Consider the following 25,597-nt stretch of genomic DNA (forward strand, 5'->3'; position numbering starts at 1 on the left):
ATGGTCGACGGCGGCCGCAGCCTGGATAGCGACGATTATCAACCGCCATTATTCGACAGCCGACGCTCATCTATGGGGCTTACCCTGCCCGTGATGAGGTAGCACAAGGAAAGGGTGTACGTGGCAGCGACAAAGGCAAGCCCGGCAACCGATGAGCCGGTGAAGCGCACCGCTACCAAAACCGCCCCCGCCAAGAAGACCGCGGCGAAGTCGGCCAACGGGACGGCGCCGGCCAAGAAGGCCGCCAAGACCCGCGCCACCAAGGCGCCCGCCAAGACCGCCGCCAAGGCAAGCACGACAGGCAAGGCACCGGCCAAGGCTTCGAAGGCCGCCAAGACCGCCGCACCGCGCGGTCGCGCCAAGAAGGCCGCCGCCGCCGAGTCCGACAACACCAAGGTCGACGCCGAGGCCGACGACCTCGAGACCGATGACATCGAAGCCGAGCCCGGCGAGGACCTCGCGGTCGAAGACACCGAAATCGACCTGGCAGATCTCGAGGTCGAGGAGGAACCCGCCGAGGAGAGTGCGGAGACAGCCGAGGGCGACGCCCCCGCCGCGGAAGCCGACGCCGAGGCTGTCGCGGAGGACGACGAGATCGCCGAGCCGTCGGAGAAGGACAAGGCATCCGGCGACTTCGTCTGGGATGAAGAGGAATCCGAGGCGCTCCGGCAGGCCCGTAAGGACGCCGAACTGACCGCATCGGCCGACTCGGTGCGCGCCTACCTCAAGCAGATCGGCAAGGTCGCGCTGCTCAACGCCGAGGAGGAGGTCGAGCTCGCCAAGCGCATCGAGGCCGGGTTGTACGCGACTCAGTTGATGGCCGAACTCGCCGAGAAGGGTGAGAAGCTGCCCGCCGCGCAGCGCCGCGACATGATGTGGATCTGCCGCGACGGCGACCGCGCGAAAAACCATTTACTGGAAGCGAACTTGCGGCTGGTGGTATCGCTGGCCAAGCGTTACACGGGTCGCGGCATGGCGTTCCTCGACCTCATCCAGGAAGGCAACCTGGGCCTGATCCGCGCCGTCGAGAAGTTCGACTACACCAAGGGCTACAAGTTCTCCACCTATGCCACCTGGTGGATCCGCCAGGCGATCACCCGCGCGATGGCCGACCAGGCCCGCACCATCCGCATCCCCGTGCACATGGTCGAGGTGATCAACAAGCTCGGCCGCATCCAGCGTGAGCTGCTCCAGGACCTCGGCCGCGAGCCCACTCCCGAAGAGCTGGCCAAGGAGATGGACATCACGCCGGAGAAGGTGCTGGAGATCCAGCAGTACGCCCGTGAGCCGATCTCGCTGGACCAGACCATCGGCGACGAGGGCGATTCGCAGCTGGGCGATTTCATCGAGGATTCCGAGGCCGTGGTGGCCGTGGATGCGGTGTCGTTCACGCTGCTGCAGGATCAGCTGCAGTCGGTGCTGGAGACGCTGTCCGAACGTGAAGCCGGCGTGGTGCGGCTGCGGTTCGGGCTCACCGACGGTCAGCCGCGCACGCTCGACGAGATCGGTCAGGTGTACGGCGTGACGCGCGAACGCATCCGCCAGATCGAGTCGAAGACCATGTCAAAGTTGCGCCACCCCAGCCGTTCCCAGGTTCTGCGCGACTACCTGGACTGACGCCTACGCCGGTAGCGGCGGCGGTGGTGGCGGCGGGCCGATCCTGTGCAGCGTGAATTCGTTGGCACCGTTTCCGGCCTCACCGCACAGGCCAGGGTCGTGGAAGGACCGGATCGCCTTCCCGCTCGCGGCGTCCCACGCATAGTTCATGACCAGGTCGTGTTGCGAGCCGTCTTCGCACGTGACCGCGTTGCGGTCCAGCACTCCCCTCATGATCCACCAGCCGACCTGCCAATATGCGTTCCCGCTCCATGACGGCGACTTCCGCTCGACGTCGTCGGCGTGGTACTGGGTGACGTACACACACTGGAAGGCATCGCCATCGCAGGGTGTTACCACCCACGTCCTGGTGCCCCACTCATAGACGGCGTCGTACGTACCGACCGCGTTGGCCGTGATCTGGTCGGTGCCGTACGCGGGGGCCGCAAGCCCCACCGCGACCATGCCTGCCGCGAGGACGGACGCCGCCGCGGTCACCCCCCTGCTTCCCATTGGCACTCCTTCGTGTCCGGCTCGCGTCTTACGCAGTATGCCTCGCAAGGGATCACCGCTGACTCGATTTCCGGTCAACGAAGCGTCCGCGAGTGTCGGGTTGTTAAACGCGATCTCGCATTCGAGTGTGCGTCGAACCGACACTCGCTGCGCCGCGATCGCGTCGGTTCCCGGGCAGCAAACCAGCGGTAACACAGAACCTGTAGTGTTTCGCGCCGTGCCGAACAAGCCCGCGAAGGTTCCTCCCATGCCTGTGGTCCGCGTCGTCGACCGACTGCGGGCGGCTCTGCAATCCGTTCATCGCTCGACGGTGCCCGCCAGTGTCGCCATCCTCGAGATGGTGACCGGCGCCTGGACGACGCAGACGATGTACGTCGCTGCGAAGCTCGGTGTCGCCGACGAACTCGCGGACGGACCGGCGCACGCCGCAGACATCGCCGAGCGGGTGGGCGCTGACCCCGATGCCCTGTACCGGCTGATGCGGGCGCTGACCTCCAAGGGGCTGCTCGACCATCGCCGCGACGACACCTTCAGCCTGACGAAAGTTGGGGAAGCCTTGCGCTCCGATCACCCGGAGTCGATGCGCGACATGGTGCTGTTCATCGGCCACCAGGCCCGCTGGGAGGACTGGGGCAGCCTGCTGCATTCGGTGCAGACCGGCGAACCGTCAGTCATCAAGCTGCGTGGGATGCCGTACTTCGACTACTTGGAGACCGATCCCGATCTGGCCCAGGTGTTCAACAAAGCGATGACCGCAACAAGCGGCATCACCAACGAAATAGCGCTCAGCCAATACGATTTCAGCACCTTCAAGCTGATCGTGGACGTCGGAGGCGGCCACGGCCTGCTGCTGTCGACGATTCTGAATCGGGCGCCGGGCGCCCACGGCATCGTGTACGACCTGCCCTCTGTGGTCACCGACGCCGCAACCACATTCAAGGCCGCCGGAGTGACGGACCGCTGCACGGCAGAAGGCGGATCGTTCCTGGAGAGAGTGCCCGAAGGCGGTGACGCCTACGTGCTGAAGAACATCATCCACGACTGGGACGACGCCACGTCGCTGACGATCCTGCGCAACGTCCGCACCGCGATCGCACCGCACGGCAAACTGCTCCTACTGGAAATGGTTCTGCCCCAACGGGCGACTCCGTTCATCGGATTCCAACTCGACCTGGAGATGCTCGTCACCGTGGGCGGCAGAGAACGCACCCGCGCCGACTACGCAGAACTCTTGCGCGGCGCGGGTTTCCGGCTCGACCGCGTCGTCGACACCGTCACACCGATATCGATCGTGGAAGCAACGCCGATCTAGCGCGGCCCGGAGGTCACCGCTTCTTGTCGCGCACCCTGTACGTCGAGGGCCACGATTCGCGCGTCTCGTCGCCGGTCAACGGAATGCCCTTGCTTCCGATCTTGATGTCGTAGGCCTCCTTGCCGGGGCCCACCTCCCGGTTGGCGTGCTCGGTGGCCAGGTAGATCAACTGGTCGATCTCGGCTTCGGCGAATGCGACGAACGACGTCTTGCGGACGATGTCGTCCGCGCCGGCGGCGATGCGGTCCGGCAACACCCGCGTCGCGAACGCCGCGCCTGCCAACAACACGGACGGGATCACCCAGTAGCAGAGGAACGACAGCGGTGATTCGGTGTCATGAATCGTCGCGTCGCGGTCGACGATCGGCGGGATCACCGACGACAGCGTCATGCCGCCGAACACCGCCACCCAGATCCACGTCAGCGCAGAGGTGACGCGAGCGAACAGGTCGCTCTTGATGACGTGGGGCTGCTGGCCGGCCTCGGCGAACTCCCGCACGAACGGCTTGCCGATCAGCACACCGGTGAGCGCCGCGAGCAAGATGCCCGCGTTGCTCAGCGGCAGCATCCACCGTTCCGAAAACGATTCGTCGAGCGCCAATGTGAGTACCGTCAAAACGAAAAACGTTGCTACTGCGCCGATTTCGAGCATCCGCCCGGGGCCGCCGCGCATCTGCCCCAGCGCGAATGCGCCAAGCGCGACCGCCAGAGCGATCAGGGCCGCGACGATGAACGGAACATTGCCAACGAGCACCCAGTAGACGATCCACGGTGCGAGACCTAACAAAATGCCCACGATTTGTAAGTGTACGTAGACCCCTCCCGCGCGTGGAAGTGTTCTAGTTTGAGGCGGTGCGAGAGCGGCGCAACATGGCCTCCCGATCGGCGACGAGGGAGCGGTCGGTCAGAGCGCCGGCGGCGCGAACCTGCCCTCGGAGTCCGGCAGATAAGACGTGACGCGGATCACAGCTTCGATCGGCAAAGGGCCGTAGAGATGTGGGAACTCCATTCCCACGGGATCAGCGGGCACACCGGGTTCCCAGCGAACCGGAGAGGACAGTCGTGCAGCGTCGATGTGAAGCAGCACCAGGTCGGTACGACCGGCGTAGAGCCGGTTGGCCGGAAGGTGCACCTGCTCGGGTGTCGACAGATGCACGAAGCCACTCGCGGTCAACGAAGCGGGGCAATGCTCGCCGCGTGCTTGAGCAGACTGCCATTCGTCTTTGCTACACAGGTGGACCAGTACGGTGGGCGGCGGGCTCATATAGCCAGCCTGCCGCGCCGGCAACTCGAGGTAACGGTGAGACACGACACACCGGTAGAGCCTTTGGGAACAACGCCGAAAGCCAAAACGTCTGAGACAGTAGATGCACGCGACAGTACGGAGGTCCGCAATGACGAACGCAACGCTCACCAGTCCCCCACTGACTCGGGCTGACCGCTGCGATCGTTGCGGCGCCGCGGCACGGGTGCGCGCGAAGCTCCCGTCGGGAGCGGAGTTGCTCTTCTGCCAGCACCACGCCAATGAGCACGAGGCCAAGCTGATCGAGTTGGCGGCCGTCCTCGAAGTCAGCCCGGTGGAGGCATAGCGTCCGACACGGCTGAGAGCCGCTCTCGGCAGGATCACCTCTCGTCAGTAATGCTGGACTGGTCATGAATGACCAGTCCCGGCCGCTGCCTACGAAGCCGTCGCGCCACCACATCCGGCACATCGTGGGGCGCACCTTGTCCAAGAGCTGGGACGACTCGATTTTCTCGGAGTCCGCGCAGGCCGCGTTCTGGTCGGCGTTGTCGCTTCCCCCGCTGCTGTTGGGGATGCTCGGCAGCCTGGCCTACATCGCTCCGCTGTTCGGACCCGACACGCTTCCGATGATCGAAAGCCAGATCGTCGACACGGCTGCGCGGTTCTTCTCGACCAATGTGGTGACCGAGATCATCGAGCCGACGGTCCGCGACATCGTCCAGGGCGCCCGCGGTGAAGTGGTCTCGCTGGGCTTCGTCATCTCGCTGTGGGCCGGATCGTCGGCCATCTCAGCGTTCGTCGACTCGATCACCGAGGCGCACGGCCAGACGCCGCTACGCCATCCGGTCCGTCAGAGGTTCTACGCGCTCGGCCTCTACGTGGTGATGTTGGTCGGCGCGATCCTTGCGGCCCCGTTCATCGCGCTGGGGCCGCGCAAGATCTCCACGTACATCCCGGACAGCTGGGACCACGTTCTGCGGTTCGGCTACTACCCGGTGCTGATACTGGCGCTGATCGTGTCCGTCAACGTGCTCTACCGGGTGTCACTGCCCAAGCCGTTACCGTCGCACCGGTTACTGTTCGGCTCGATCCTGGCCACCACGGTGTTCCTGTTGGCGACGTTTGGTCTGCGCTTCTACCTGACGTGGATCACCGCGACCGGCTACACCTACGGCGCGTTGGCGACGCCGATCGCTTTCTTGTTGTTCGCGTTCTTCCTCGGATTCGCGATCATGATCGGCGCCGAGCTCAACGCCGCGATCCAGGAGGAGTGGCCGGCGGCCGACACGCACGCCAAGCGGTTCGGGTGGTGGTTGAAGGGAAAAGCCGAGTCACTCAACGGCGTCGTGGCCGAAGAAGCACCGACAGCCGCTCCGGCGTCCCCGGCAGGAGCCGCGGGAGCGACGACCGACCGGGCTACTTCTTGAGTTTCTCGTAGATGCGCTTGCACTCCGGGCACACCGGCGACCCGGGCTTGGCCGACTTCGTCACCGGAAACACCTCGCCGCACAGCGCGACGACGTGGGTGCCCATCACCGCGCTCTCGGCGATCTTGTTCTTCTTGACATAGTGGAAGAACTTCGGGGTATCGCTGTCAGTCCCGTCGTCGACGCGTTCGTCGGTGTCGGTGCGCTCGATCGTCTGGGTTTGCATGACAACCATTTTGCCCGTAAGAAAACCGACCCGTACAGCGGAGCCACAATGTGGGACAGTGAAGGTATGAAACAAAGCCGCGAGCTGAGTTTCGACGACGACGGCCGGCCCGTCCTGATCACTCGCGCCGCCCCCGCCTACGAGGAACAGCACCGCCAACGGGTTCGCAAGTACTTGACGCTCATGTCGTTTCGGATACCGGCCCTCGTACTGGCCGCCATCGCCTACGGCATCTGGCACAACGGCCTGATCTCGTTGGCGATTCTCGTCGGCTCGATTCCCTTGCCGTGGATCGCCGTGCTCATCGCCAACGACCGTCCGCCGCGGCGTCCCGAGGAGCCGCGCCGGTTCGACAACCGCCGTCACTCCTCCGAGGTGCCGACCGGCGAACGGCCGGCACTCGAGCACCGCACGGTCGCGACGCCGCAACCCGAGGGGCGTGGCTCGAATGGCGATGTTCCCAGCTGAGACGCTTCTATCCCTTTTCTAAGGACATTCTCAGGTCGGGTCCGAGAAACCGCTGATCAGAAGGTGTGAACCAGCCAACGGCTGGGAACTCTTTGGACCTCGTGGGCGTTGTAGCTCATGACAGTTCGACTTGATCAGGAGGCCGTCATGGCAAATGCCAGCACCATCCGCGTCGACCGGGACCTGGACGCCCAGAGTCCAGCGGCTGACCTCGTACGCGTGTATCTCAATGGTATTGGCAAAACTGCCTTGCTCAACGCCGCCGATGAGGTGGAACTCGCAAAGCGCATCGAGGCAGGACTCTACGCCAAGCACCTGCTCGACACGCGGAAGCGCTTGGGCGAGAACCGCAAACGTGATCTTGCCGCCGTGGTCCGCGACGGTGAGGCCGCGCGTAGGCACCTTCTCGAAGCCAACCTGCGTCTCGTCGTCTCGCTGGCGAAGCGCTACACCGGTCGCGGCATGCCGCTGCTCGACCTGATCCAGGAAGGCAACCTGGGCCTGATTCGGGCGATGGAAAAGTTCGACTACGCCAAGGGTTTCAAGTTCTCGACGTACGCCACCTGGTGGATCCGTCAGGCGATCACCCGCGGCATGGCCGACCAGAGCCGCACGATCCGGCTGCCGGTGCACCTCGTCGAGCAGGTCAACAAGCTGGCTCGGATCAAGCGTGAGATGCACCAGAACCTCGGCCGTGAAGCCACCGACGAGGAACTGGCCGCCGAGTCCGGGATCCCGGTGGAGAAGATCACCGATCTGCTCGAGCACAGCCGCGACCCGGTGAGCCTCGACATGCCGGTGGGCAGCGACGAGGAAGCGCCGCTGGGTGACTTCATCGAGGACGCCGAGGCGATGTCTGCTGAGAACGCGGTGATCTCCGAACTGCTGCACACCGACATCCGGCACGTGCTGGCCACGCTCGACGAGCGCGAGCAGCAGGTGATCCGGCTGCGGTTCGGCCTCGACGACGGTCAGCCCCGCACCCTCGACCAGATCGGCAAGCTGTTCGGGCTCTCCCGCGAACGGGTGCGCCAGATCGAGCGCGAGGTCATGGCCAAGCTCCGCAACGGCGAACGTGCGGACCGCCTCCGCTCGTACGCCAGCTAGACCCCCCGACACGATCCCCGCCGATTCGACCGGTGGGGATCGCGTCGTATCAGCAAGTGCCGGTGTCGCAGACGTAACAACGCAGTTCAGGCCCTTTAGCCGGTAGACTCGACCCCTGACGGAGGGTTAGCGCAATGAATGATCTGGTCGACACCACGGAGATGTACCTGCGGACGATCTACGACCTCGAGGAAGAGGGCGTGGTGCCCCTGCGTGCACGCATCGCAGAACGTCTCGATCAGAGCGGCCCCACCGTCAGCCAGACGGTGTCGCGGATGGAGCGCGACGGCCTGTTGCACGTCGCGGGCGATCGCCACCTCGAGCTGACCGACAAGGGCCGCGCCCTCGCCGTCGCCGTCATGCGCAAGCACCGCCTCGCCGAGAGGCTGCTCGTCGATGTCATCGGCCTGCCCTGGGAGGAAGTGCACGCCGAGGCCTGCCGCTGGGAACATGTGATGAGCGAGGATGTCGAGCGCCGGCTCGTCCAGGTTCTCGACAACCCGACCACCTCGCCGTTCGGAAACCCCATCCCCGGGCTTTCGGAGCTGGGCTTGATCAGCACGTCGTCGGAACGCGACCGGTTGAACCTCGTTCGGCTGACCGAGTTGCCCGCCGGTATGCCCGTCGCGGTCGTGGTGCGGCAGCTGACCGAGCACGTACAGGGTGACGCCGACCTGATCAGCAGGCTCAAGGATGCCGGTGTGGTGCCCAACGCCCGCGTGACCGTGCAGAGCAACGACCACGGCGGGGTGTTGATCGTGATCCCCGGCCACGAACAGGTCGAGCTGCCCCACCACATGGCGCACGCCGTCAAGGTCGAGAAGGTCTGACCTCCCGAGCGACGGACAGCGGCCGGCCGTCAACCGGCCCGTCTTCCGAACGCCTGCCTGGGCGGTAACCGGACTCCCAACTGGTCGGCCAAGCGGTAGCCGGTCGCGGCGAGTTCGCGGATCTGCTCCGGCCGCAGGCCGGACTGCAGCGCGGTGTCGAGCATGCGGGCCATCCGATGGGTGCCGTCACAGCGCAGCGCCGCCTCCAGCGCCACCCCCGCCAGCGGACCGTCACCGCGGGCGTAGGCCGAGAACGCCAACAACACCAGCGCCTCGGCCCGCCACGGCTCCGGGAGCCGCCGCGACAACTCCGCCCACAGCGACTCGGCGTGGGCCGCGCGCTCACCCACTGCGAGCGCGTACAACGTGTCGCGCACCTGCAGATCGGTCAGGGCAGCCGCGATCCGGGTCACCGTCTCGTCGGGCAGGTCGTCACCCTCGGACACACGCGCGGCCGCCGCGATCACCCCCTCGATCTCGCCGCACGCGTCGGAGTCCGATCGAGCTGCCTGCGCTTCCTCGATCTGCCCGGCCATCGCTCGCGCGCGGGCGGGATCGGTGACCGCGATGACGTCCTGGAGTTCGGTGCGCCGGGTATAGAGCCGGCGCCCGTCCAGCACGGCGGCCATCGCGAGCGGCGACGCCGACGGGTCGTTCACGGTGCCCGATGCGCCGCAGCCGTCGGCGCAGTGCCACCGCCCGCCGGCCGCGATCCGGTCGACGACATGCGCGGCGAGCAGTTCGATCCCCCGGTCGGCCAAGGCGGACGCCAGTGTGGCGGCCAGCTCGCGGTATTCGTCGTTGCACAGCCGACAGCCCGCACCGTCCTCGTCGACCACGACAGCGATCGCCGAGTCGGGTCGCGCCGAAGCGGCGACCTCGGCGATGTGCTCGACCGACTCGGTCAGCTCGTCGGAGAGGTCCACCCGCATGACGCATCCCATCGCGCCGCGGTCCACGGTCACGAGCACGAGGGATTTCTCGGGGACGAAACCCAGAACGGCGGGCAGGGCGGCGATCAACACCGCGGGGCGGTCGAGGTGGAAGTCGGGTGAAGGTGAGGTCGTCATGGGGTGACCTTCCCCGCCGCCTCGGACGGCAGCCGCCCGTCGACGTTCGGGGCCCGCGCCGCTGTGGATCAATCCGCGGTTGGGGATGAATTCAGCGTCGGTTGAGGCAGTCGGCGTGCAGAACCCGCCCAACCGGCGTACACCTTGTTGCCATGGCTTCCATGCTCGAGTACGACCTCGTGGTCATCGGTTCCGGACCAGGCGGGCAGAAGGCGGCGATCGCCGCGGCGAAGCTCGGGAAGACGGTCGCAGTCGTCGAGCGGGGACGCATGCTCGGCGGGGTGTGCGTGAACACCGGAACGATCCCCTCCAAGACGCTGCGCGAAGCGGTCGTCTACCTCACCGGCATGAGCCAGCGCGAGCTGTATGGCGCCAGCTACCGGGTGAAGGAGAAGATCACGCCCGCCGATCTGCTGGCACGAACGAGCCACGTCATCGGCAAGGAACAAGACGTCGTCCGCTCCCAGTTGATGCGCAACCGCATCGACCTCATCCAGGGCCACGGCAGATTCATCGACGCCCACACCATCCTGGTCGAGGAACCCACCCGGGGTGAGCGCACCACCGTCAGCGGCGAGTACATCGTGATCGCCACCGGCACCAAACCGGCCCGTCCTGCCGGTATCGAGTTCGACGAGAACCGTGTGCTGGACTCCGACGGGATCCTCGACCTCAAGTCGCTGCCCTCGACGATGGTGGTGGTCGGTGCCGGGGTGATCGGCATCGAATACGCGTCGATGTTCGCCGCGCTGGGCACCAAGGTCACCGTCGTCGAGAAGCGCGACAGCATGCTCGACTTCTGCGACCCCGAGATCGTCGAGGCGCTGAAGTTCCACCTGCGCGACCTCGCGGTGACGTTCCGGTTCGGCGAGGAAGTGACGGCAGTGGACGTCGGATCGGCGGGCACCGTGACCACGCTGGCCAGCGGTAAGCAGATCCCCGCCGAGACCGTGATGTACTCCGCGGGTCGGCAGGGTCAGACCGAGCATCTCGACCTCGACAACGCCGGACTGCAGACCGACGCGCGCGGCCGCATCGACGTCGACAGCAACTTCCAGACCAAGGTCGACCACATCTACGCCGTCGGCGATGTGATCGGCTTCCCGGCGCTGGCCGCGACGTCGATGGACCAGGGCAGGCTGGCGGCCTACCACGCGTTCGGCGAGCCGGCGAAGGGCATGACCGACCTGCAGCCGATCGGTATCTACTCGATCCCAGAAGTGTCCTACGTCGGCGCGACCGAGGTCGAGCTGACCCGCAGCGCGATCCCCTACGAGGTCGGGGTTTCGCGCTACCGCGAGCTGGCCAGGGGCCAGATCGCCGGGGATTCCTACGGCATGCTCAAACTGCTGGTCGCGACGGACGATTTGCGCCTGCTCGGCGTGCACATCTTCGGCACCAGCGCCACCGAGATGGTGCACATCGGCCAGGCCGTGATGGGCTGCGGAGGAACCATCGACTATCTCGTCGACGCCGTCTTCAACTACCCCACCTTTTCGGAGGCGTACAAGGTCGCGGCCCTGGATGTGATGAACAAGCTGCGGGCGCTCAACCAGTTCCGCGCGTAGCCGACCGGGTCGCACCCGCAAACGTTTTCACGGGTTCGCGCATGGGATGCCCGCCAGCGGGAACGCAACGTGCGCGAGACTAGTTGTCACTGTACGAAGACGTTAACGGTCTGGCACCACCCGCAAGGAGGCGAGGCTCATGGCTGACGACGCTGGTCACCCCGAACAGCACTACCAGCCGGAACACTCAGGCATGTACGAGTTGGAGTTCCCCGCGCCCCAGCTGTCGTCCACGGACGGCCGGGGGCCGGTGCTCATCCACGCCCTCGAAGGCTTCTCCGACGCCGGGCACGCGATCCGGTTGGCCGCCCAGCACCTGAAGGACACTCTCGACACCGAGTTGGTGGCATCGTTCGCGATCGACGAGCTGCTGGACTACCGCTCCCGCCGCCCGTTGATGACATTCAAGACCGACCATTTCACCCACTACGAGGATCCTGAACTCAACCTGTACGCGATGCGCGACAGCGTCGGCACCCCGTTCCTCCTTCTGGCCGGCCTGGAGCCGGATCTGCGCTGGGAGCGGTTCATCACTGCGGTCCGGCTTCTGGCCGAACGGCTCGACGTCCGCCGCGTGGTAGGGCTGGGCACCATCCCCATGGCGGTGCCGCACACCCGGCCAATCACGATGACTGCACATTCAAGCGACAAAGAACTCATCGCCGACCATCAGCCCTGGATCGGCGAGGTTCAGGTTCCGGCGAGCGCGTCGAACCTGCTCGAGTTCCGGATGTCGCAGCACGGGCACGAGGTGGTCGGCTACACCGTCCACGTCCCGCACTATCTGGCGCAGACGGACTATCCCGCGGCGGCCGAGGCGTTGTTGGCCGAGGTCTCCAGGAACGCGTCTCTTCAAATCCCGCTCGAGGCGTTGGTCACGGCCGGCGCGGAGGTGCTGACCAAGGTCAACGAGCAGGTCGAGCAGAGCCCCGAGGTGGCGCAGGTGGTCGCCGCTTTGGAACGCCAGTACGACGCCTACATGGCGGCCCAGGAGAACCGGTCCCTGCTCGCCAAAGACGAGGACCTGCCCAGCGGTGAGGAACTCGGCGCCGAGTTCGAGCGGTTCCTGGCCCAGCAGGCCGAGAAGAAGTCGAAGGACCGATTTGAAGACGGCGACGACGCCGGATAACGGGCAGTGGCCCGGTCAATGGGCGACTCAAGGGGCGCAGTGCGCGGCGGCCCGCTAAGTTGACGCAATGCCGCCGCGAAAGCCGAATCTTCGCCCCGTACGGGACCTCACACCCGTCCTGCAGTTTCGCACCATCCACGGTTACCGGCGCGCGTACCGGGTGGCCGGTTCGGGGCCAGCGATCCTGCTGATCCACGGAATCGGTGACAACTCCACCACGTGGGAGACGGTTCAGTCGAAGCTTGCGCAGCGATTCACCGTCATCGCACCGGACCTGTTGGGCCACGGCAAGTCCGACAAACCCCGTGCCGACTATTCGGTCGCCGCTTATGCCAATGGGATGCGCGACCTGCTCAGCATCCTGGACATCGACCACGTCACGGTCATCGGGCATTCGCTGGGCGGCGGGGTGGCCATGCAGTTCGCGTACCAGTTCCCGCAGTTGGTCGATCGGCTCATCCTGGTCGGCGCCGGTGGGGTCACCAAAGATGTCAACATCGCGTTGCGCTTCGCCTCCCTGCCGTTGGGCAGTGAGGCGCTGGCGCTGCTGCGGTTGCCGTTCGTGCTGCCTGCCGTGCAGGCCGTGGGCCGCGTCGCCGGCGGAATGTTCGGCTCGACCGGCCTCGGTCGCGACCTGCCGCAGGTGTTGCGCATCCTCAACGACCTGCCCGAACCGACCGCGTCGTCAGCGTTCGCCCGCACGCTGCGCGCTGTGGTCGATTGGCGCGGTCAGGTGGTGACCATGCTGGATCGCTGCTACCTGACGCAATCGGTTCCTGTTCAGCTGATCTGGGGTAGCTGCGACGCCGTGATCCCGGTCAGCCACGCCCGGATGGCGCACGCCGCGATGCCGGGATCGCAGTTGGAAATCTTCGACGGCTCCGGCCATTTCCCCTTCCACGACGACCCGGACCGTTTCGTCGAGGTGGTCGAGAAGTTCATCGACAGCTCCGAACCGGCCGTCTACGACCAGGAATACCTGCGCGGGCTGCTGCGGGCGGGGATCACCGAAGGTACGATCTCCGGATCGGCCCACACTCGGGTCGCGGTGCTCGACGCGATGGAAACCGACGAGCGCAGCGCGACCTGAGCGTCCTGCGCGCAGCGACCCGGCCAACGGCACGCTAATACGAAGTAGCATCGGGCCCATGGCCATCGATGTGACGGTGTTGCGAGTCTTCGCCGACCCTGACGGCAATCACGGAAACCCACTCGGTGTCGTCGACGCCAGCACCGTGGACCCCGACGATCACCAGCGGATAGCCACCCAATTGGGTTACAGCGAAACTATTTTCGTCGACCTGCCCACCCCGGGTACGAGCACGGCGCACGCGCGTATCCATACTCCGGTCGTCGAGCTGCCGTTCGCCGGACACCCCACTGTCGGCGCGGCGTGGTGGCTTCGCGAGCAGGGCACTCCGGTCCACACGTTGCGGGTCCCGGCCGGCATCGTCCAAGTTGCCCACGATGACGGCCTGACCTCCGTGCAGGCCCGTGCGGAGTGGGCACCCGAGTTCGCCGTCCACGACATCGGCTCCGTCGACGAACTCCTGGCGCTCGACCCGTCGGATTACCCCGACGACATCAATCACTATCTGTGGACGTGGATTGACCGGGACAAGGGTGAGTTGCGGTCACGGATGTTCGCGACCGATCTTGGTGTGCCCGAAGACGAGGCCACCGGCGCCGCCGCCGTTCGAATCACCGACTACCTCAGTCGGGACCTGACGATCGTGCAGGGTAAGGGCTCGCACATCTATACCAAGTGGAGCGCAGAGGGTTGGGTGCGTGTCGCCGGCCGTGTCGTCAACGACGGCATCAAGCAGATCGACTGAGTGGACCTTAGACAGCCAGTCAGCTGGCCGTCGGCTGCGGCGAATTCCGATGCGCTCGCAGCGCCTCGATTTCGCGCTCGAAATCCTCGGCCGAGGTGAATCCGCGATACACCGAGGCGAAGCGCAGGTAGGCCACCTCGTCGAGATCGCGAAGCGGCCCCAGGATGGCGAGTCCCACTTCGTGGCTGGGGATCTCGGGCGATCCCGCGGCGCGCACGGTGTCCTCGACCTGCTGTGCCAGCAGGTTCAGCGCGTCCTCGTCGACCTGACTGCCTTGGCACGCCCGGCGCACTCCCTTGATGACCTTTTCGCGGCTGAACGGCTCAGTGACACCGCTGCGCTTGACGACGGCCAGGATGGCGGTCTCGACCGTGGTGAACCGGCGTCCGCACTCCGGGCATGAACGCCGCCGCCGGATGGCCTGGCCCTCGTCGGTTTCCCGCGAGTCGACCACGCGCGAATCCGGGTGACGGCAGAACGGACAGTGCATCACCGCTCCTTCGCCGCGCCAACAGAGGACTAACTCGAACCTCTCCGAGCGTACCCGCGGCGGGTTGCGAAAGCCCAGCACCGGGCTGAAGGGCACATAGTCGGCCGAATTGTCGGTGAACATGTCTGCGCAGCAAGCTGTTTGGCCGGCGGCCGGTAACCGTCAGCCGACCGGCGCGATCAGCGTCTGGCCGGCGTCCAGCGCGGGCGAGTCGAGCTGGTTGAGCTCGCTGATCCGCTCCATCACCTGGCTCACGGGCGCATCGGGGGCCACGCGCATGGCCACGTGCTGCAGGCTCTCGCCGGTCTGGACCTGCACCACCGCGAGGCGCTCCGGCACCGCGGTCGAGGTGGTGCCCACGACGCCGCCGAACTGCGCGACCAGGCCGAGCCACATCGTGATTCCCGCCGCGACCAAGGATAGGAGCACCGTGGTGGCGGGGGTGATCGGTCGCCGCCGGTGCGATGCGCGCGACACCAGCACTCCGGTTCCGCGGTAGCGGACCGCCGCTCCGCTCGGTCGGGTCGCCGAAGGATGCCGACGACGGGCGCCTGCAGGCCGGATACCGGTCCTGACCACGCGCGGGGCCTGGAATTCGTGGGTGTCGAGAACGGTCATCTGCCTACCTTCCGATCCGCTGCTTTCGCTCTTGTGTTCGAAGATAGTCGATCACATGTTCGAAAGATAGAACGTGTGATCGAACTGTTGTGAAACGATAGGACAGGCCACCGACAGAAAATCGATGTGCGATTCTCGCGACTTCCAGACGTATCCCGACTCCGACACGCCTCGAACACATGTTTGATTAATCGAGTGCCGCGGGTTACATTCGGCGGCATGGACTCCAGCAGCGATAATCCGGACGGCACAGGCGGGGCCAGATCTGTGGACTCTGGACTCACCGAGCGTCAGCGCACCATCCTCGACGTGATCCGCGCATCGGTCACCAACCGTGGCTACCCGCCGAGCATCAGGGAGATCGGCGATGCGGTCGGCTTGACCTCCACTTCCTCGGTCGCGCATCAACTGCGCACGCTGGAGCGCAAGGGCTACCTGCGGCGAGACCCCAACCGGCCGCGCGCCGTCGACGTGCGCGGCGCCGACGACCACGTGACTCCGATCGTCGCCACCGACGTCGCCGGATCCGATGCCCTACCGGAGCCGACGTTCGTGCCCGTGCTCGGGCGCATCGCCGCCGGCGGGCCGATCCTGGCCGAGGAGGCCGTCGAAGACGTCTTCCCGCTGCCGCGCGAACTGGTCGGCGAGGGCTCGCTCTTCCTGCTCAAGGTCGTCGGCGACTCGATGGTCGACGCCGCGATCTGCGACGGCGACTGGGTGGTGGTGCGTCAGCAGAACGTCGCCGACAACGGGGACATCGTGGCCGCGATGATCGACGGCGAAGCCACGGTGAAGACGTTCAAACGTACGCGCGGACAGGTGTGGTTGATGCCGCACAACCCGGCTTTCGATCCGATACCAGGTAACGACGCCGCGGTGCTGGGAAAGGTCGTCACCGTCATACGGAAGATCTAGTCGGCTCGGACGAAACCGTTCGTGCGCGCGAATTCCTCGCTGGAGAACCAGATTTCGGCTTGTACCTCGTCGTAGGCGGCCGAGGTGGGAAGCCAATAGAGCCCTGACTGGGTGTCGGCCTTGATCGGGTAACCCTCGGGCGCCTGCCCGGAGTCACCGAACGGAAGACGGAACGCCGGGCTGGGCACTTCCGGCTCGTCGATGACGATCTTGGCGTGACGGCCCGTGTCGGTCAGCGGATCCCGTTGCGGAGGTTCGCGTTCCACTGGCAAGGCGGGTATATCGCGTTCCTCGAACCCCATATCGGGCTCCTCGAACGCCGCGTACAGCTCGTCGTCACGTTCTTCGGGCAGTGCGTCACGCTCTTCGGGTAGGGCGTCGCGCTCTTCGGGCGCACCGTCCTGCTCGCCGGCGGTCTCACCCGCGCCGGCAGCCAAGCGCTCCGCGGCGATGCCAGCCTCCCCGGAACTCGGTATCCGTGTCGGCGCGGTGTCGACGTTATCCGGGTTCTCCTCACCCGCGGCGAATGCCGACCTGTCCGAGGCATCACCGAAGTCCGGCGACGGCGCCTCCCAGGGATTGGCCGATGACGCCGAGCCCGACTCCCCTGACGCAGACAACGCGCCCAAACCCTCAGTGGCATACCGATCGCCGAACATCGCCGCGGACGGATCACCACCGCTCGACCCCGCTGCTCCCGAGCCCAGTGTGCTGTAGGCCTGTTCGGCCTCCGCACCGTACGAGTCGTCGTAGTGGTCCTCGACGGGACCGGGTCGATCGACGTCGCTACGACGCCGGTTTCGCAGGCTCGCAAACGCCACCAGGCCCACGAGGATGAGCACCGGCACGATCGCCAGCAGCCACCACCAGCTGAAGGCGAACCAGTTCCCGTCACCACCGGAGTCCGAAGCGCGCGGCGTGCCGGGCGTATCGGAGCCCTGCTCGGCGGGGACCTCGAGGCCGGCCAACTCGGTCGCGAGGTTGGGCGGCTCGGTGCTGAACTCACCGGTCGACCGATTCCAGTTGACCACGCCGCCGGTGAACCGCTGCGTGATGACGTCGCCCTTCTCGGACTGGTCGGCCATCGGTGCGCCGAGCGTCCCCTCGGCGCCGTCGAGCTTGTCCCACGCCGCACTCATCGCGCCGCGCACCAGGACCGCGCCGTGGTCCGGCGTCCAGAAGATCACCGGTTTGTCGTCGGCGGCGAAGCGCACCATCCGGCTCGCGGTGGGCAACCCGCCGTCGGTCTCACTGGCGATCGGGAATCCGAGATCCCCCTCGGGTCCACCGAGGCTTTCGTACTTGGCCAGGACCTGACCGGTGACGACTCGCGCCCCTGTCGCGGGACTGTAGAAGATCTTGCCGCCGGCGAAGTTCTGAGCCAGACCGTCGTCGCCTATCGGGTACGGCGGTCCCTCCGCGGCGCCGAGCGGACCCAGCGGACCTCCCGCCGCGCGGCGTGCCGCGTTGATCGCCGACGTCGCGTCGCCGGGGATCTGCAGGTCCGCCAACTGCCCGGCGAGGTCGGGCGGCACGGTGGTGAACGTCTTGTCGCGGGTGTTGTAGGTGATCTCGCCGCCGGTGAACTTCTGGGTGATCAGATCGCCGCGGTAGGTCTCGTCGTCGGCGGGCACACCGAGCGGTCCGCTGGAACCGCCCAACTTGTCCCATGCCGCGTTGATCGGTCCCCGGACCACACGCGCGCCGGTGTCCTGGGTCCAGAAGATCACCGGGTTGTCGCTGGCGCTGAACGTGACGTTGAAGCTGCCGGGCGCCCGCCCGGGTCCGTCGTCCATGGTCGGGAATCCCAGGTCGCTGTCGGCCGGGCCGCCAAGCGATTCGTACTTCTCCAGGATCGCGCCGCGCATGATGTGAGCGCCTGTATCGGGTGTGAAGAAGATCTTGCCGCCTGCGAAGTTCTGCGCGAAGCCGTCGCCCACCGCGTACACGTCGCCCTGCCTGGGCCCCAGCGGGCCGCCGTCACCGCCGCTGCCGTCCCAGGCCGCGGTGATCGCGGCGTTGGCGGCATCGGATTCCGGTGAGGCGCTCGCCACCGGCGGTAACAGTAGGGCCACGGCGCCCACGAGCAGACCGATCGCGATCCGGCCCAACACCGTGGTGCCCCGGCTGTCCTGCCCGATCATTCGACCTCCCAGGTCGGTACGAAATTTCGCTCGAATTTTTCGCACCCGTCCTCTATCTGTCGTCAGACGCCAATAACCAACGAACACGCCGATCTTCGGATGAAAATACCTGCCGATACTCCATTCGCTGTGGATAACCCCGCCGTGCCGCCTCGATTAATCCCGACCGCATCCCCCAATTTGCCACCGCGGTTTCGTTGGCAGCGCAGCAATTAGTTTGCACGCAACAGTCGGGAATGGCGGACATTCGCGAAGTATTTGCACAAATATTGGTAGCTACCAGGCAATGTCTCGTGCGATCGACGACGTGTGCACACGATTGCGGCCGAATTGCCATTCGCTATCCGTGGGCGTCGATGTATAACCGCCCGGTTCGTCGGCCGGACCGGGCAGCCGGTGCCCGCACCTAGACTGACGCCATGCCTGCCCCGGTCAGCCTGACGCACTGGGGAGCCTTCGCCGCCGACATGCGAGACGGCGACATCTACGCGGTCAGACCCGTCGAGGGCGACGCGGACCCCTCACCGCTGCTGGGCAATCTGCCGGGATCGCTTCGGCACCGCTCACGGATAGCCACACCCGCCGTACGCCGCGGCTGGTTGCGCGACGGACCGGGTCCGACCATTCGGCGCGGTAACGACGAGTTCGTCGCCGTCACGTGGGACGAGCTGACACAACTGCTCGCCGACGAGCTGCGCCGTGTCGTCGACGCGCACGGTAACGAGGCGATCTTCGGCGGTTCATACGGCTGGTCAAGCGCGGGCCGATTTCACCACGCCCAGAGCCAGGTCCACCGCTTCCTGAATCTCCTTGGCGGCTACACGTTTTCCCGTCACTCCTACAGCCTCGGCGCGACAGGAGTGATCATGCCGCGTGTTGTCGGCACGCACGACGACCTGTTCAAGCGGTCCACCGCCTGGGACGTCATCGTCGAGCACACCGAACTTCTCGTGTGCTTCGGCGGGCTGGCGCTGAAGAACACGGCGATCAACCACGGTGGGACCACCGCGCATCCGGCGCGCGATGCGCTGCGACGTTATCGAGCTCGCGGCGGACAGATCGTGTCGTTCTCACCTCTGGGCGACGACGTCGACGGTGAGCGTGAATGGTTCGCGCCGGTGCCCGGCACCGACGTGGCGATCATGCTCGCGCTCGCCTACGTGCTGGCCACAGAGGGGCTGGCCGACCGAAACTTCCTGGCCACGTACTGCACCGGTTATGAACACTTCGAGCACTATCTCCTCGGAGCGGACGACGGCGTGCCGAAAACTCCGCGGTGGGCGTCGGCGATCTCCGGCATACCCGCCGACGACTTGATCCACTTGGCCCGGCGAATGTCGAAGCACCGCACGATCGTTACGGTCAGCTGGTCACTGCAACGGACGCGGCATGGCGAACAGGCGCCGTGGATGGGTTTGACGCTGGCCGCCATGCTGGGGCAGATCGGCCTTGCGGGTGGCGGATTCGGGCACGGTTACGGCTCGATGAACGAGCCCGGCCTGCCGCCGCTGCGGACCGGACTGCCAAGGCTTCCACAGGGCATCAATCCCGTGCGGACGTTCATTCCGGTTGCAGCGATCAGCGATCTGCTGTTGCGGCCCGGTGAGCAGTTCGACTACAACGGGCAACGATTGGTCTTCCCCGACATCAGATTGGTGTACTGGGCCGGCGGTAACCCGTTTCACCACCACCAGAACATCCCGCGGTTGCGGCGTGCACTCGGTCGCGTCGACACAATCATTGTGCACGAGCCCTATTGGACCGCAATGGCCAAGCACGCCGATATCGTCGTGCCGTCGACGACATCGTTCGAACGCGACGACTTTTCGGGGTCGCGCAACGATCCCATGCTGATGAGGATGCCCAAGCTCGCCGAACCGTTCGCCCAATCACGCGACGACTACACGACTTTCGCCGCGCTGGCGGATCGACTGGGCTTCGCCGACCAGTTCACCGAGGGCCGTACACCGCGACAGTGGTTGGCGCATCTGTACGAGAAATGGGCGGCCGAGCTCGATTTCGCCGTTCCGACGTTCGAGGAGTTCTGGAGGCGCGGGCGGCTGCGGTTGCCTGTCGAGAAGAGCCTCACCCTGCTGGCCGACTTCCGCGCCGATCCCGTCACCCATCGACTCGGCACTCCGAGTGGTTTGATCGAGATCTTCTCCGCCGACATCGACGGCTTCGACTACGCCGATTGTGCTGGGCACCCGAAGTGGTATGAACCCGCCGAATGGCTGGGCGGCCCGCGAGCGGCCGACTATCCCCTGCACCTGCTGGCCAACCAGCCAGCGTCTCGGCTGCACGGTCAACTGGACGGCGGAGCGGTCAGCCAGAAGTCGAAAGTTCAGGGGCGCGAGCCGATCCGGATGCATCCGCGGGACGCCGCTGTCCGCGGCCTCGTCGACGACGACGTAGTGCGGGTGTTCAACGACCGCGGGTCGTGTCTGGCCGGCCTGGTGATCGACGATCGCCTGCGGCCCGACGTCGTGCAGTTGTCGACCGGGGCCTGGTTCGACCCCGTCTATCCGGCCGATCCGGATTCGATGTGCGCGCACGGAAATCCGAACGTGCTGACCGACGACGTGGGTACCTCGTCGCTTGCGCACGGCTGCACGGGCGCACATGTGCTGGTGCAGGTGGAGAAGTACACCGGCGATCTGCCGCCGGTGCGGGCACACGAGCCGCCGGTGATCGAGGGGCTGTGAGCCTTCTCACCGATGAAAGTTGTCCGATTAGCGAAACCGCGTTTCGGGTACTGGACGGTCACACCGATCGATCGGCAAGGAGGAAGCCGCAGTGTCCGACAACAAGAACAGCGGGCCCGAAGAGGCCATCAAGGGTGTCGTCGAAGGCGCCAAGGGCAAGGCCAAAGAGGTGCTGGGCGCGGTCGCGGGTCGCGACGACCTGTATCGCGAAGGTAAGGCCCAGCAGGACAAGGCGGATGCGCAGCGCGACGCCGCACAGAAGGAAGCCGAAGCCGAGAGCGCGCGTGCCGCGGCCAAGACCGCCGAGAAGCGGCAGGAGTCCGAGCAGCGGCCGACGGACGACCGGTAGATTTTTCAAGCGAGAGGCGCAGAGGCATGACCTCTGCGCCTCTTTGCATCCTTAAAGGCTCGCAGGAACGATTCAGAACGTCGCGTACTCGCGCAACGCGGCCGCCAGTGGAACCGGAACCCGGGCCTTGATCCTCGTCCCCTCGGCGATGTGTTCGGTAGCGTCGACACGGCCCTCGGCGTGCACGCGGTTGACCAGATCGCCACGCTCGTAAGGGATCGTCACGTCGACCACGGTGTCGGTGGGTGTGATCAGCTCGGCCATCCGCTGCTGCAAACGCTCCAGTCCGTCACCGGTGCGCGCTGAGACGAACACCGCATCGGGCAGGGCCTGGCGCAGCTGCGCCAACGTCAAAGCGTCAGCGGCGTCGATCTTGTTGACCACCAACAGTTCCGGCGCCGGAGCGCCGTCGTGGACCGAATTGGCTGTCGCCGCCGGAGCGGCTCCGGCGATCACCTCGTTGACCACCGTGCGCACAGCGTTGATCTGGGCGAGCGGATTCGCATCGGATCCGTCGACGACGTGTACCAGCAGATCGGCATCGACGACCTCCTCCAGCGTGGAGCGGAAGGCCTCCACGAGCTGGGTGGGCAGGTGACGGACGAACCCGACGGTGTCGGTTAGCACGAACGGCCTGCCGTCGGCGAATTCTCCTCGGCGCGTTGTCGGTTCGAGTGTGGCGAACAACGCGTTCTCCACCAGCACGCCCGCACCGGTGAGCGCGTTGAGCAGGCTGGATTTACCCGCGTTGGTGTAACCCACGATCGCGACCGACGGCACCTCGCTGCGCCGCCTGCCGCTGCGCTGGGTGTCGCGGATCTTCTTCATGTCCTTGATGTCGCGGCGCAGCTTGGCCATCCGCTCGCGGATACGGCGGCGGTCGGTCTCGATCTTGGTTTCACCCGGACCACGCAGACCCACGCCGCCACCCGCGCCGCCGGCACGGCCACCTGCCTGCCGGGACATCGACTCGCCCCAACCGCGCAGCCTGGGCAGCATGTACTCCATCTGCGCCAGGGTGACCTGCGCCTTGCCCTCCCGACTGGTCGCGTGCTGGGCGAAGATGTCGAGGATGAGCGCGGTGCGATCGATGACCTTGACCTTGACCGCCTTCTCCAGGGCTGTCAGCTGGGCGGGACTGAGCTCACCGTCGCAGATGACGGTGTCGGCGCCCGTCGCGAGCACGATCTCGCGAAGTTCGGCGGCCTTGCCCGAGCCGATGTAGGTGGAGGCGTCGGGCTTGTCGCGGCGCTGGACGACACCCTCGAGCACTTCCGAGCCCGCGGTTTCGGCAAGCGCTGCCAGCTCGGCCAGGCTGGCCTCGGCGTCGGCGGCACTGCCTTCGGTCCACACGCCGACCAGCACCACGCGTTCCAGGCGGAGCTGACGGTATTCGACCTCGGAGACGTCGGTCAGTTCGGTCGACAAACCGGCCACGCGGCGCAGCGCCGTGCGGTCTTCGAGAGCCAACTCGCCCGCGCTCGGGGCGCTGTGAGTAGAAGGATCGGGATACGTCATAGGCGAATAGAGATTCGCACGGAAATCACTTTTCATGCACCCCAATTAACGTTGCGCAACGTCCCACCATTCCTCGGACAGCTCGCCGTGGGCCACCAGAACCGACGGGCCGCGCAAAAAACTACTGGCTTCGGTGACCGTGACCGAGACTTCGCCGCCCGGAATGCGGACGTCGAGGCTGCCGGTGACCGCGCCGGAGTACGCCAACGCGGCGACGGCGGCCGCGACGGTGCCCGTTCCGCACGACCGGGTCTCCCCGACACCACGTTCGTGCACCCGCATCGCGACCGCGCCGTCCACAGGTGCGGTCAACACCTCGACGTTGACCCCCTCCGGGAACTGCGCGGCGTCGAAGGACACCGGCGCACCCACGTCGAGAGCGGTCAGCTCCTCGAACGTCAGATCAGGGTCGAAGCAGGCCAAGTGGGGGTTGCCGACGTCGACAGCAAGGCCGGCGAACGGCCTGCCGCCGACGATCGCCTCGCCGGTGCCCAACTGGTTCACGTTGCCCATCTCGACGGTGACGTCGGCGTTCGTCGCGTCCCAGTGGTGCAACGCCACCGGTCGGGGACCCGCCAGCGACCCGACCACGAAGTCGTCGCGGCTCTCCAAGCCGCTGGCGCGCAGATAGTGCGCGAACACCCGGACCCCGTTGCCGCACATCTGCGCGATCGACCCGTCGGCGTTGCGGTAGTCCATGTACCAGTCGTCGCCGGCGACGCCCTCCGGCAGCTGTTCGAACAATCCGGCACGCTGCGCGGCCTGCGCGGTGGTCACCCGCAGCACACCGTCGGCGCCCAACCCGCGGCGCCGGTCGCACAGCGCCGTCACCGCCGCCGGCGACAACGTCAGCTCGAAGTCGAGGTCGGGCAGCAGCACGAAATCGTTCTGCGTGCCGTGCCCCTTGGCGAACCTCACGTGTTCAGGGTACGTCCCGCCACGCCCGAAGCGTCTCCTCCGCGAGGCCGGAGCCGGCGCCGTCCAGCCAGGCGATGCGGTGGTCGCGGCGGAACCAGGACCGTTGCCTGCGGACATAACGGCGAGTGCCGACGAAGGTCGGCTCTCGTGCCGCCGAGCCGTCGCCGCCGGCGTCGAGGTCCGCGAGGACCTGGGCGTAACCCAGCGCCCGCGACGCGGTGACCCCCTCGCGCAGTCCGCATTTCAGCAGCGCGCACACCTCGTCGATGAGTCCGTCGGCGAACATCTTGTCGGTCCGCTGAGCCAGTCTGTCGTCGAGAAGCGCTGTGGCCCAGTCGAGTCCGATGATGGCGGTGTCCCAGCGCGGTGCGCCGATGGCGGGGAACGACGCGGCAAACGGCCGGCCGGTCAGTTCGACCACCTCCAGCGCGCGCACGATGCGCCGTCCATCGGTGGGCTGGATGGCGGCCGCAGCGTCGACGTCGACGCGGGCCAGTTCCTGATGCAGTGCGGCCGCTCCGATCTCCGCGAGCCGCCGTTCCCAGCGTGCGCGCACCGCCGGGTCGGTGGCCGGGAACGTCCAGTTATCGAGCAGCGATTGGACATACATCATCGACCCGCCCACGATGACGGGCACCGCAGCGCGATCGAGGATGGCCTCGATGTCGCCGGCCGCCGACTGCTGATAGCGGGCCACGCTCGCGGTCTCGGTCACCTCGAGCACGTCGAGCTGATGGTGCGGTATCCCGCGACGCTCCTGAACCGTCAGCTTCGCGGTTCCGATGTCCATGCCGCGGTACATCTGCATCGCATCGGCATTCACGATCTCGCCGTCGAGCCGTTCGGCCACGTCCAGCGCCAGCGCCGACTTACCGGTCCCCGTCGGTCCGATGATCGCAATCGGCCGCGTCATCGTGTCCGAGCGCTCATCGCGGCTGCCACACGCCCGTGAAATAGCCGACGCCGTACGGCGCACCGCGGTACAGCTCCTTGGCCGACCGCGGACCGGGACCGACCAACCCGGCCAACACCCCGAAGGCGACCCGCCCCACCACCGCCGCCGGCAACCGGGTCAACGGCGCGGTCTCGCCGCCGCCCAGCGCATCGTCGAGCGCGGCTTGTACGGCGGCCGAGTCCGGGTCGAAGCCGCCCGGCGCGGAGGGCGTCAGCGTGTTGACTCCGTCGGCGACGACGAGGACGCCGGCGGGGTCGCCCGCCTCGCCGATCTCGGCGCGAAGCCGCTCGCCGTGGGCCAGCGCGGCGTCGATGTCGTGGCCGTCGCTGTAGACCCGCACCTCGGCGGAGGCCTCGGGGCGGGCCGCACCGCGCAACCAGCCGGTGATCAGGGCGCACAACGGCATCGCGGCCGGATCGCCGTCGCCGCCTGGAGACAACGCGACCCTGACATCGACGCCGTAGCCGGCGAACGTCCCGGCCTGACCGGGACCGACGACCTGATCGCAGGGCCCCACCCCGACCGCGACCCAGCGCGACGGAAGCCCGGCCACCGCGGTGAACACCGCCTCGCGCAGGTCGGCCAGCTCCGGCGCGGCGCCTCCGGCGAGTTCGGGCACCATGACCGGCGCTGACGGGACGATCGCGATGGCGCTCAACAC

General features: G+C 66.6%; 26 protein-coding genes. 14 read left to right on the top strand and 12 right to left on the bottom strand.

Annotated elements, in window-relative coordinates; translation table 11 throughout:
- Positions 1–120: 120 nt before the first annotated feature.
- Positions 121–1,617 (top strand): RNA polymerase sigma factor, encoded by a 1,497-nt coding sequence (locus AAHH99_RS06245; protein WP_418767902.1) that lies wholly within the window; start codon positions 121–123, stop codon positions 1,615–1,617.
- A 3-nt stretch (positions 1,618–1,620) separates the two neighbouring features.
- On the opposite strand, the gene AAHH99_RS06250 is transcribed toward AAHH99_RS06245, so the two are convergent.
- On the bottom strand, positions 1,621–2,109 hold the full coding sequence (locus AAHH99_RS06250; protein WP_418767903.1) for a hypothetical protein: 489 nt from the start codon (positions 2,107–2,109) through the stop codon (positions 1,621–1,623).
- Positions 2,110–2,356: 247 nt separating this feature from the next.
- Between AAHH99_RS06250 and AAHH99_RS06255 the strand changes: the two genes are divergently transcribed.
- Entirely contained in the window at positions 2,357–3,421 is a 1,065-nt protein-coding gene (locus AAHH99_RS06255; protein WP_082693900.1) for a methyltransferase, read from the top strand.
- A gap of 13 nt (positions 3,422–3,434) precedes the next feature.
- Here the strand turns inward: AAHH99_RS06255 and AAHH99_RS06260 are convergent, their stop codons facing one another.
- Complete coding sequence (locus AAHH99_RS06260) at positions 3,435–4,217, bottom strand: hypothetical protein (RefSeq protein ID WP_418767904.1); 783 nt, start codon at positions 4,215–4,217, stop codon at positions 3,435–3,437.
- Positions 4,218–4,325: 108 nt separating this feature from the next.
- Positions 4,326–4,685 carry a DUF952 domain-containing protein gene (locus AAHH99_RS06265; protein ID WP_064426029.1) on the bottom strand — a complete coding sequence of 120 codons (360 nt, stop codon included), beginning with the start codon at positions 4,683–4,685 and terminating at the stop codon, positions 4,326–4,328.
- A gap of 130 nt (positions 4,686–4,815) precedes the next feature.
- Between AAHH99_RS06265 and AAHH99_RS06270 the strand changes: the two genes are divergently transcribed.
- Both AAHH99_RS06270 and AAHH99_RS06275 read left to right on the top strand, forming a co-directional pair.
- Complete coding sequence (locus AAHH99_RS06270; RefSeq protein ID WP_064350917.1) at positions 4,816–5,010, top strand: DUF7455 domain-containing protein; 195 nt, start codon at positions 4,816–4,818, stop codon at positions 5,008–5,010.
- A gap of 64 nt (positions 5,011–5,074) precedes the next feature.
- Positions 5,075–6,091: a YihY/virulence factor BrkB family protein gene (locus AAHH99_RS06275; RefSeq protein ID WP_418767905.1), complete on the top strand. Its 1,017-nt coding sequence runs from the start codon at positions 5,075–5,077 to the stop codon at positions 6,089–6,091.
- Here AAHH99_RS06275 and AAHH99_RS06280 read toward each other — a convergent pair.
- Complete coding sequence (locus AAHH99_RS06280) at positions 6,081–6,317, bottom strand: DUF3039 domain-containing protein (protein ID WP_064426140.1); 237 nt, start codon at positions 6,315–6,317, stop codon at positions 6,081–6,083. The genes AAHH99_RS06275 and AAHH99_RS06280 overlap by 11 nt on opposite strands.
- Positions 6,318–6,365: 48 nt before the next feature.
- Between AAHH99_RS06280 and AAHH99_RS06285 the strand changes: the two genes are divergently transcribed.
- The 3 genes from AAHH99_RS06285 to AAHH99_RS06295 all read left to right on the top strand — a co-directional run bounded on the left by AAHH99_RS06285 (position 6,366) and on the right by AAHH99_RS06295 (position 8,722).
- Positions 6,366–6,785, top strand: coding sequence for a DUF3099 domain-containing protein (locus tag AAHH99_RS06285; protein ID WP_418767906.1), 420 nt, complete (start codon positions 6,366–6,368; stop codon positions 6,783–6,785).
- 147 nt (positions 6,786–6,932) lie between these two features.
- Positions 6,933–7,892, top strand: a complete 960-nt coding sequence (gene sigB / locus AAHH99_RS06290; protein ID WP_064426032.1) for a sigma-70 family RNA polymerase sigma factor SigB — start codon at positions 6,933–6,935, stop codon at positions 7,890–7,892.
- 134 nt (positions 7,893–8,026) lie between these two features.
- Complete coding sequence (locus AAHH99_RS06295; RefSeq protein ID WP_064417002.1) at positions 8,027–8,722, top strand: metal-dependent transcriptional regulator; 696 nt, start codon at positions 8,027–8,029, stop codon at positions 8,720–8,722.
- A gap of 29 nt (positions 8,723–8,751) precedes the next feature.
- On the opposite strand, the gene AAHH99_RS06300 is transcribed toward AAHH99_RS06295, so the two are convergent.
- A complete protein-coding gene (locus AAHH99_RS06300) occupies positions 8,752–9,792 on the bottom strand; it encodes a DUF4192 domain-containing protein (RefSeq protein ID WP_064426033.1) in 1,041 nt (346 codons plus the stop codon).
- 161 nt (positions 9,793–9,953) lie between these two features.
- Between AAHH99_RS06300 and sthA the strand changes: the two genes are divergently transcribed.
- From sthA to AAHH99_RS06320, 4 genes are all read left to right on the top strand, one after another.
- Entirely contained in the window at positions 9,954–11,360 is a 1,407-nt protein-coding gene (gene sthA, locus AAHH99_RS06305) for a Si-specific NAD(P)(+) transhydrogenase (protein WP_418769528.1), read from the top strand.
- Positions 11,361–11,499: 139 nt separating this feature from the next.
- Complete coding sequence (locus AAHH99_RS06310) at positions 11,500–12,489, top strand: proteasome assembly chaperone family protein (protein ID WP_068197516.1); 990 nt, start codon at positions 11,500–11,502, stop codon at positions 12,487–12,489.
- A 67-nt stretch (positions 12,490–12,556) separates the two neighbouring features.
- Positions 12,557–13,579: an alpha/beta fold hydrolase gene (locus AAHH99_RS06315; protein WP_418767907.1), complete on the top strand. Its 1,023-nt coding sequence runs from the start codon at positions 12,557–12,559 to the stop codon at positions 13,577–13,579.
- Between the two features lie 58 nt (positions 13,580–13,637).
- Positions 13,638–14,324 carry a PhzF family phenazine biosynthesis protein gene (locus AAHH99_RS06320; protein ID WP_418767908.1) on the top strand — a complete coding sequence of 229 codons (687 nt, stop codon included), beginning with the start codon at positions 13,638–13,640 and terminating at the stop codon, positions 14,322–14,324.
- A 19-nt stretch (positions 14,325–14,343) separates the two neighbouring features.
- On the opposite strand, the gene nrdR is transcribed toward AAHH99_RS06320, so the two are convergent.
- The gene (gene nrdR, locus AAHH99_RS06325; RefSeq protein WP_064350988.1) at positions 14,344–14,814 is read right to left on the bottom strand and encodes a transcriptional regulator NrdR; all 471 of its coding nucleotides are present in this window, start codon (positions 14,812–14,814) and stop codon (positions 14,344–14,346) included.
- Positions 14,815–14,976: 162 nt separating this feature from the next.
- Positions 14,977–15,432, bottom strand: coding sequence for a LysM peptidoglycan-binding domain-containing protein (locus AAHH99_RS06330; RefSeq protein WP_418767909.1), 456 nt, complete (start codon positions 15,430–15,432; stop codon positions 14,977–14,979).
- 219 nt (positions 15,433–15,651) lie between these two features.
- Here AAHH99_RS06330 and lexA point away from each other — a divergent pair, with 219 nt between their 5' ends.
- Complete coding sequence (lexA, locus tag AAHH99_RS06335) at positions 15,652–16,347, top strand: transcriptional repressor LexA (protein ID WP_418767910.1); 696 nt, start codon at positions 15,652–15,654, stop codon at positions 16,345–16,347.
- Here the strand turns inward: lexA and AAHH99_RS06340 are convergent.
- Positions 16,344–18,491: an LGFP repeat-containing protein gene (locus tag AAHH99_RS06340; protein ID WP_418767911.1), complete on the bottom strand. Its 2,148-nt coding sequence runs from the start codon at positions 18,489–18,491 to the stop codon at positions 16,344–16,346. The two genes, lexA and AAHH99_RS06340, sit on opposite strands and share 4 nt — an antisense overlap.
- A 419-nt stretch (positions 18,492–18,910) precedes the next feature.
- Between AAHH99_RS06340 and AAHH99_RS06345 the strand changes: the two genes are divergently transcribed.
- The gene (locus AAHH99_RS06345; protein WP_418767912.1) at positions 18,911–21,196 is read left to right on the top strand and encodes a molybdopterin-dependent oxidoreductase; all 2,286 of its coding nucleotides are present in this window, start codon (positions 18,911–18,913) and stop codon (positions 21,194–21,196) included.
- A 91-nt stretch (positions 21,197–21,287) separates the two neighbouring features.
- The gene (locus tag AAHH99_RS06350) at positions 21,288–21,545 is read left to right on the top strand and encodes a CsbD family protein (RefSeq protein ID WP_064395281.1); all 258 of its coding nucleotides are present in this window, start codon (positions 21,288–21,290) and stop codon (positions 21,543–21,545) included.
- A 72-nt stretch (positions 21,546–21,617) separates the two neighbouring features.
- Here the strand turns inward: AAHH99_RS06350 and hflX are convergent, their stop codons facing one another.
- Genes hflX through AAHH99_RS06370 form a run of 4 tightly spaced genes read right to left on the bottom strand, consistent with a single transcriptional unit; the run spans position 21,618 to position 25,597 of the window.
- Positions 21,618–23,063, bottom strand: a complete 1,446-nt coding sequence (gene hflX / locus AAHH99_RS06355; RefSeq protein WP_418767913.1) for a GTPase HflX — start codon at positions 23,061–23,063, stop codon at positions 21,618–21,620.
- A 45-nt stretch (positions 23,064–23,108) separates the two neighbouring features.
- Positions 23,109–23,981, bottom strand: coding sequence for a diaminopimelate epimerase (gene dapF, locus AAHH99_RS06360; RefSeq protein WP_418767914.1), 873 nt, complete (start codon positions 23,979–23,981; stop codon positions 23,109–23,111).
- 4 nt (positions 23,982–23,985) lie between these two features.
- A complete protein-coding gene (miaA, locus tag AAHH99_RS06365) occupies positions 23,986–24,894 on the bottom strand; it encodes a tRNA (adenosine(37)-N6)-dimethylallyltransferase MiaA (RefSeq protein WP_418767915.1) in 909 nt (302 codons plus the stop codon).
- Between the two features lie 13 nt (positions 24,895–24,907).
- Positions 24,908–25,597, bottom strand: coding sequence for a hypothetical protein (locus AAHH99_RS06370; protein WP_418767916.1), 690 nt, complete (start codon positions 25,595–25,597; stop codon positions 24,908–24,910).

Source organism: Mycobacterium neumannii, assembly GCF_048452905.1.
GTDB classification, from domain to species: domain Bacteria; phylum Actinomycetota; class Actinomycetes; order Mycobacteriales; family Mycobacteriaceae; genus Mycobacterium; species Mycobacterium neumannii_B.

What these genes read in the sequence shown, in the direction of transcription:
- AAHH99_RS06250 (WP_418767903.1), bottom strand. Translation starts at nt 2,109, where the DNA reads ATGGGAAGCAGGGGGGTGACCGCGGCGGCGTCCGTCCTCGCGGCAGGC.
- AAHH99_RS06255 (WP_082693900.1), top strand. Translation starts at nt 2,357, where the DNA reads ATGCCTGTGGTCCGCGTCGTCGACCGACTGCGGGCGGCTCTGCAATCC.
- AAHH99_RS06265 (WP_064426029.1), bottom strand. Translation starts at nt 4,685, where the DNA reads ATGAGCCCGCCGCCCACCGTACTGGTCCACCTGTGTAGCAAAGACGAA.
- AAHH99_RS06270 (WP_064350917.1), top strand. Translation starts at nt 4,816, where the DNA reads ATGACGAACGCAACGCTCACCAGTCCCCCACTGACTCGGGCTGACCGC.
- AAHH99_RS06275 (WP_418767905.1), top strand. Translation starts at nt 5,075, where the DNA reads ATGAATGACCAGTCCCGGCCGCTGCCTACGAAGCCGTCGCGCCACCAC.
- AAHH99_RS06280 (WP_064426140.1), bottom strand. Translation starts at nt 6,317, where the DNA reads ATGCAAACCCAGACGATCGAGCGCACCGACACCGACGAACGCGTCGAC.
- AAHH99_RS06285 (WP_418767906.1), top strand. Translation starts at nt 6,366, where the DNA reads ATGTGGGACAGTGAAGGTATGAAACAAAGCCGCGAGCTGAGTTTCGAC.
- sigB (WP_064426032.1), top strand. Translation starts at nt 6,933, where the DNA reads ATGGCAAATGCCAGCACCATCCGCGTCGACCGGGACCTGGACGCCCAG.
- AAHH99_RS06295 (WP_064417002.1), top strand. Translation starts at nt 8,027, where the DNA reads ATGAATGATCTGGTCGACACCACGGAGATGTACCTGCGGACGATCTAC.
- AAHH99_RS06300 (WP_064426033.1), bottom strand. Translation starts at nt 9,792, where the DNA reads ATGACGACCTCACCTTCACCCGACTTCCACCTCGACCGCCCCGCGGTG.
- sthA (WP_418769528.1), top strand. Translation starts at nt 9,954, where the DNA reads ATGCTCGAGTACGACCTCGTGGTCATCGGTTCCGGACCAGGCGGGCAG.
- AAHH99_RS06310 (WP_068197516.1), top strand. Translation starts at nt 11,500, where the DNA reads ATGGCTGACGACGCTGGTCACCCCGAACAGCACTACCAGCCGGAACAC.
- AAHH99_RS06315 (WP_418767907.1), top strand. Translation starts at nt 12,557, where the DNA reads ATGCCGCCGCGAAAGCCGAATCTTCGCCCCGTACGGGACCTCACACCC.
- AAHH99_RS06320 (WP_418767908.1), top strand. Translation starts at nt 13,638, where the DNA reads ATGGCCATCGATGTGACGGTGTTGCGAGTCTTCGCCGACCCTGACGGC.
- nrdR (WP_064350988.1), bottom strand. Translation starts at nt 14,814, where the DNA reads ATGCACTGTCCGTTCTGCCGTCACCCGGATTCGCGCGTGGTCGACTCG.
- AAHH99_RS06330 (WP_418767909.1), bottom strand. Translation starts at nt 15,432, where the DNA reads ATGACCGTTCTCGACACCCACGAATTCCAGGCCCCGCGCGTGGTCAGG.
- lexA (WP_418767910.1), top strand. Translation starts at nt 15,652, where the DNA reads ATGGACTCCAGCAGCGATAATCCGGACGGCACAGGCGGGGCCAGATCT.
- AAHH99_RS06340 (WP_418767911.1), bottom strand. Translation starts at nt 18,491, where the DNA reads ATGATCGGGCAGGACAGCCGGGGCACCACGGTGTTGGGCCGGATCGCG.
- AAHH99_RS06345 (WP_418767912.1), top strand. Translation starts at nt 18,911, where the DNA reads ATGCCTGCCCCGGTCAGCCTGACGCACTGGGGAGCCTTCGCCGCCGAC.
- hflX (WP_418767913.1), bottom strand. Translation starts at nt 23,063, where the DNA reads ATGACGTATCCCGATCCTTCTACTCACAGCGCCCCGAGCGCGGGCGAG.
- miaA (WP_418767915.1), bottom strand. Translation starts at nt 24,894, where the DNA reads ATGACGCGGCCGATTGCGATCATCGGACCGACGGGGACCGGTAAGTCG.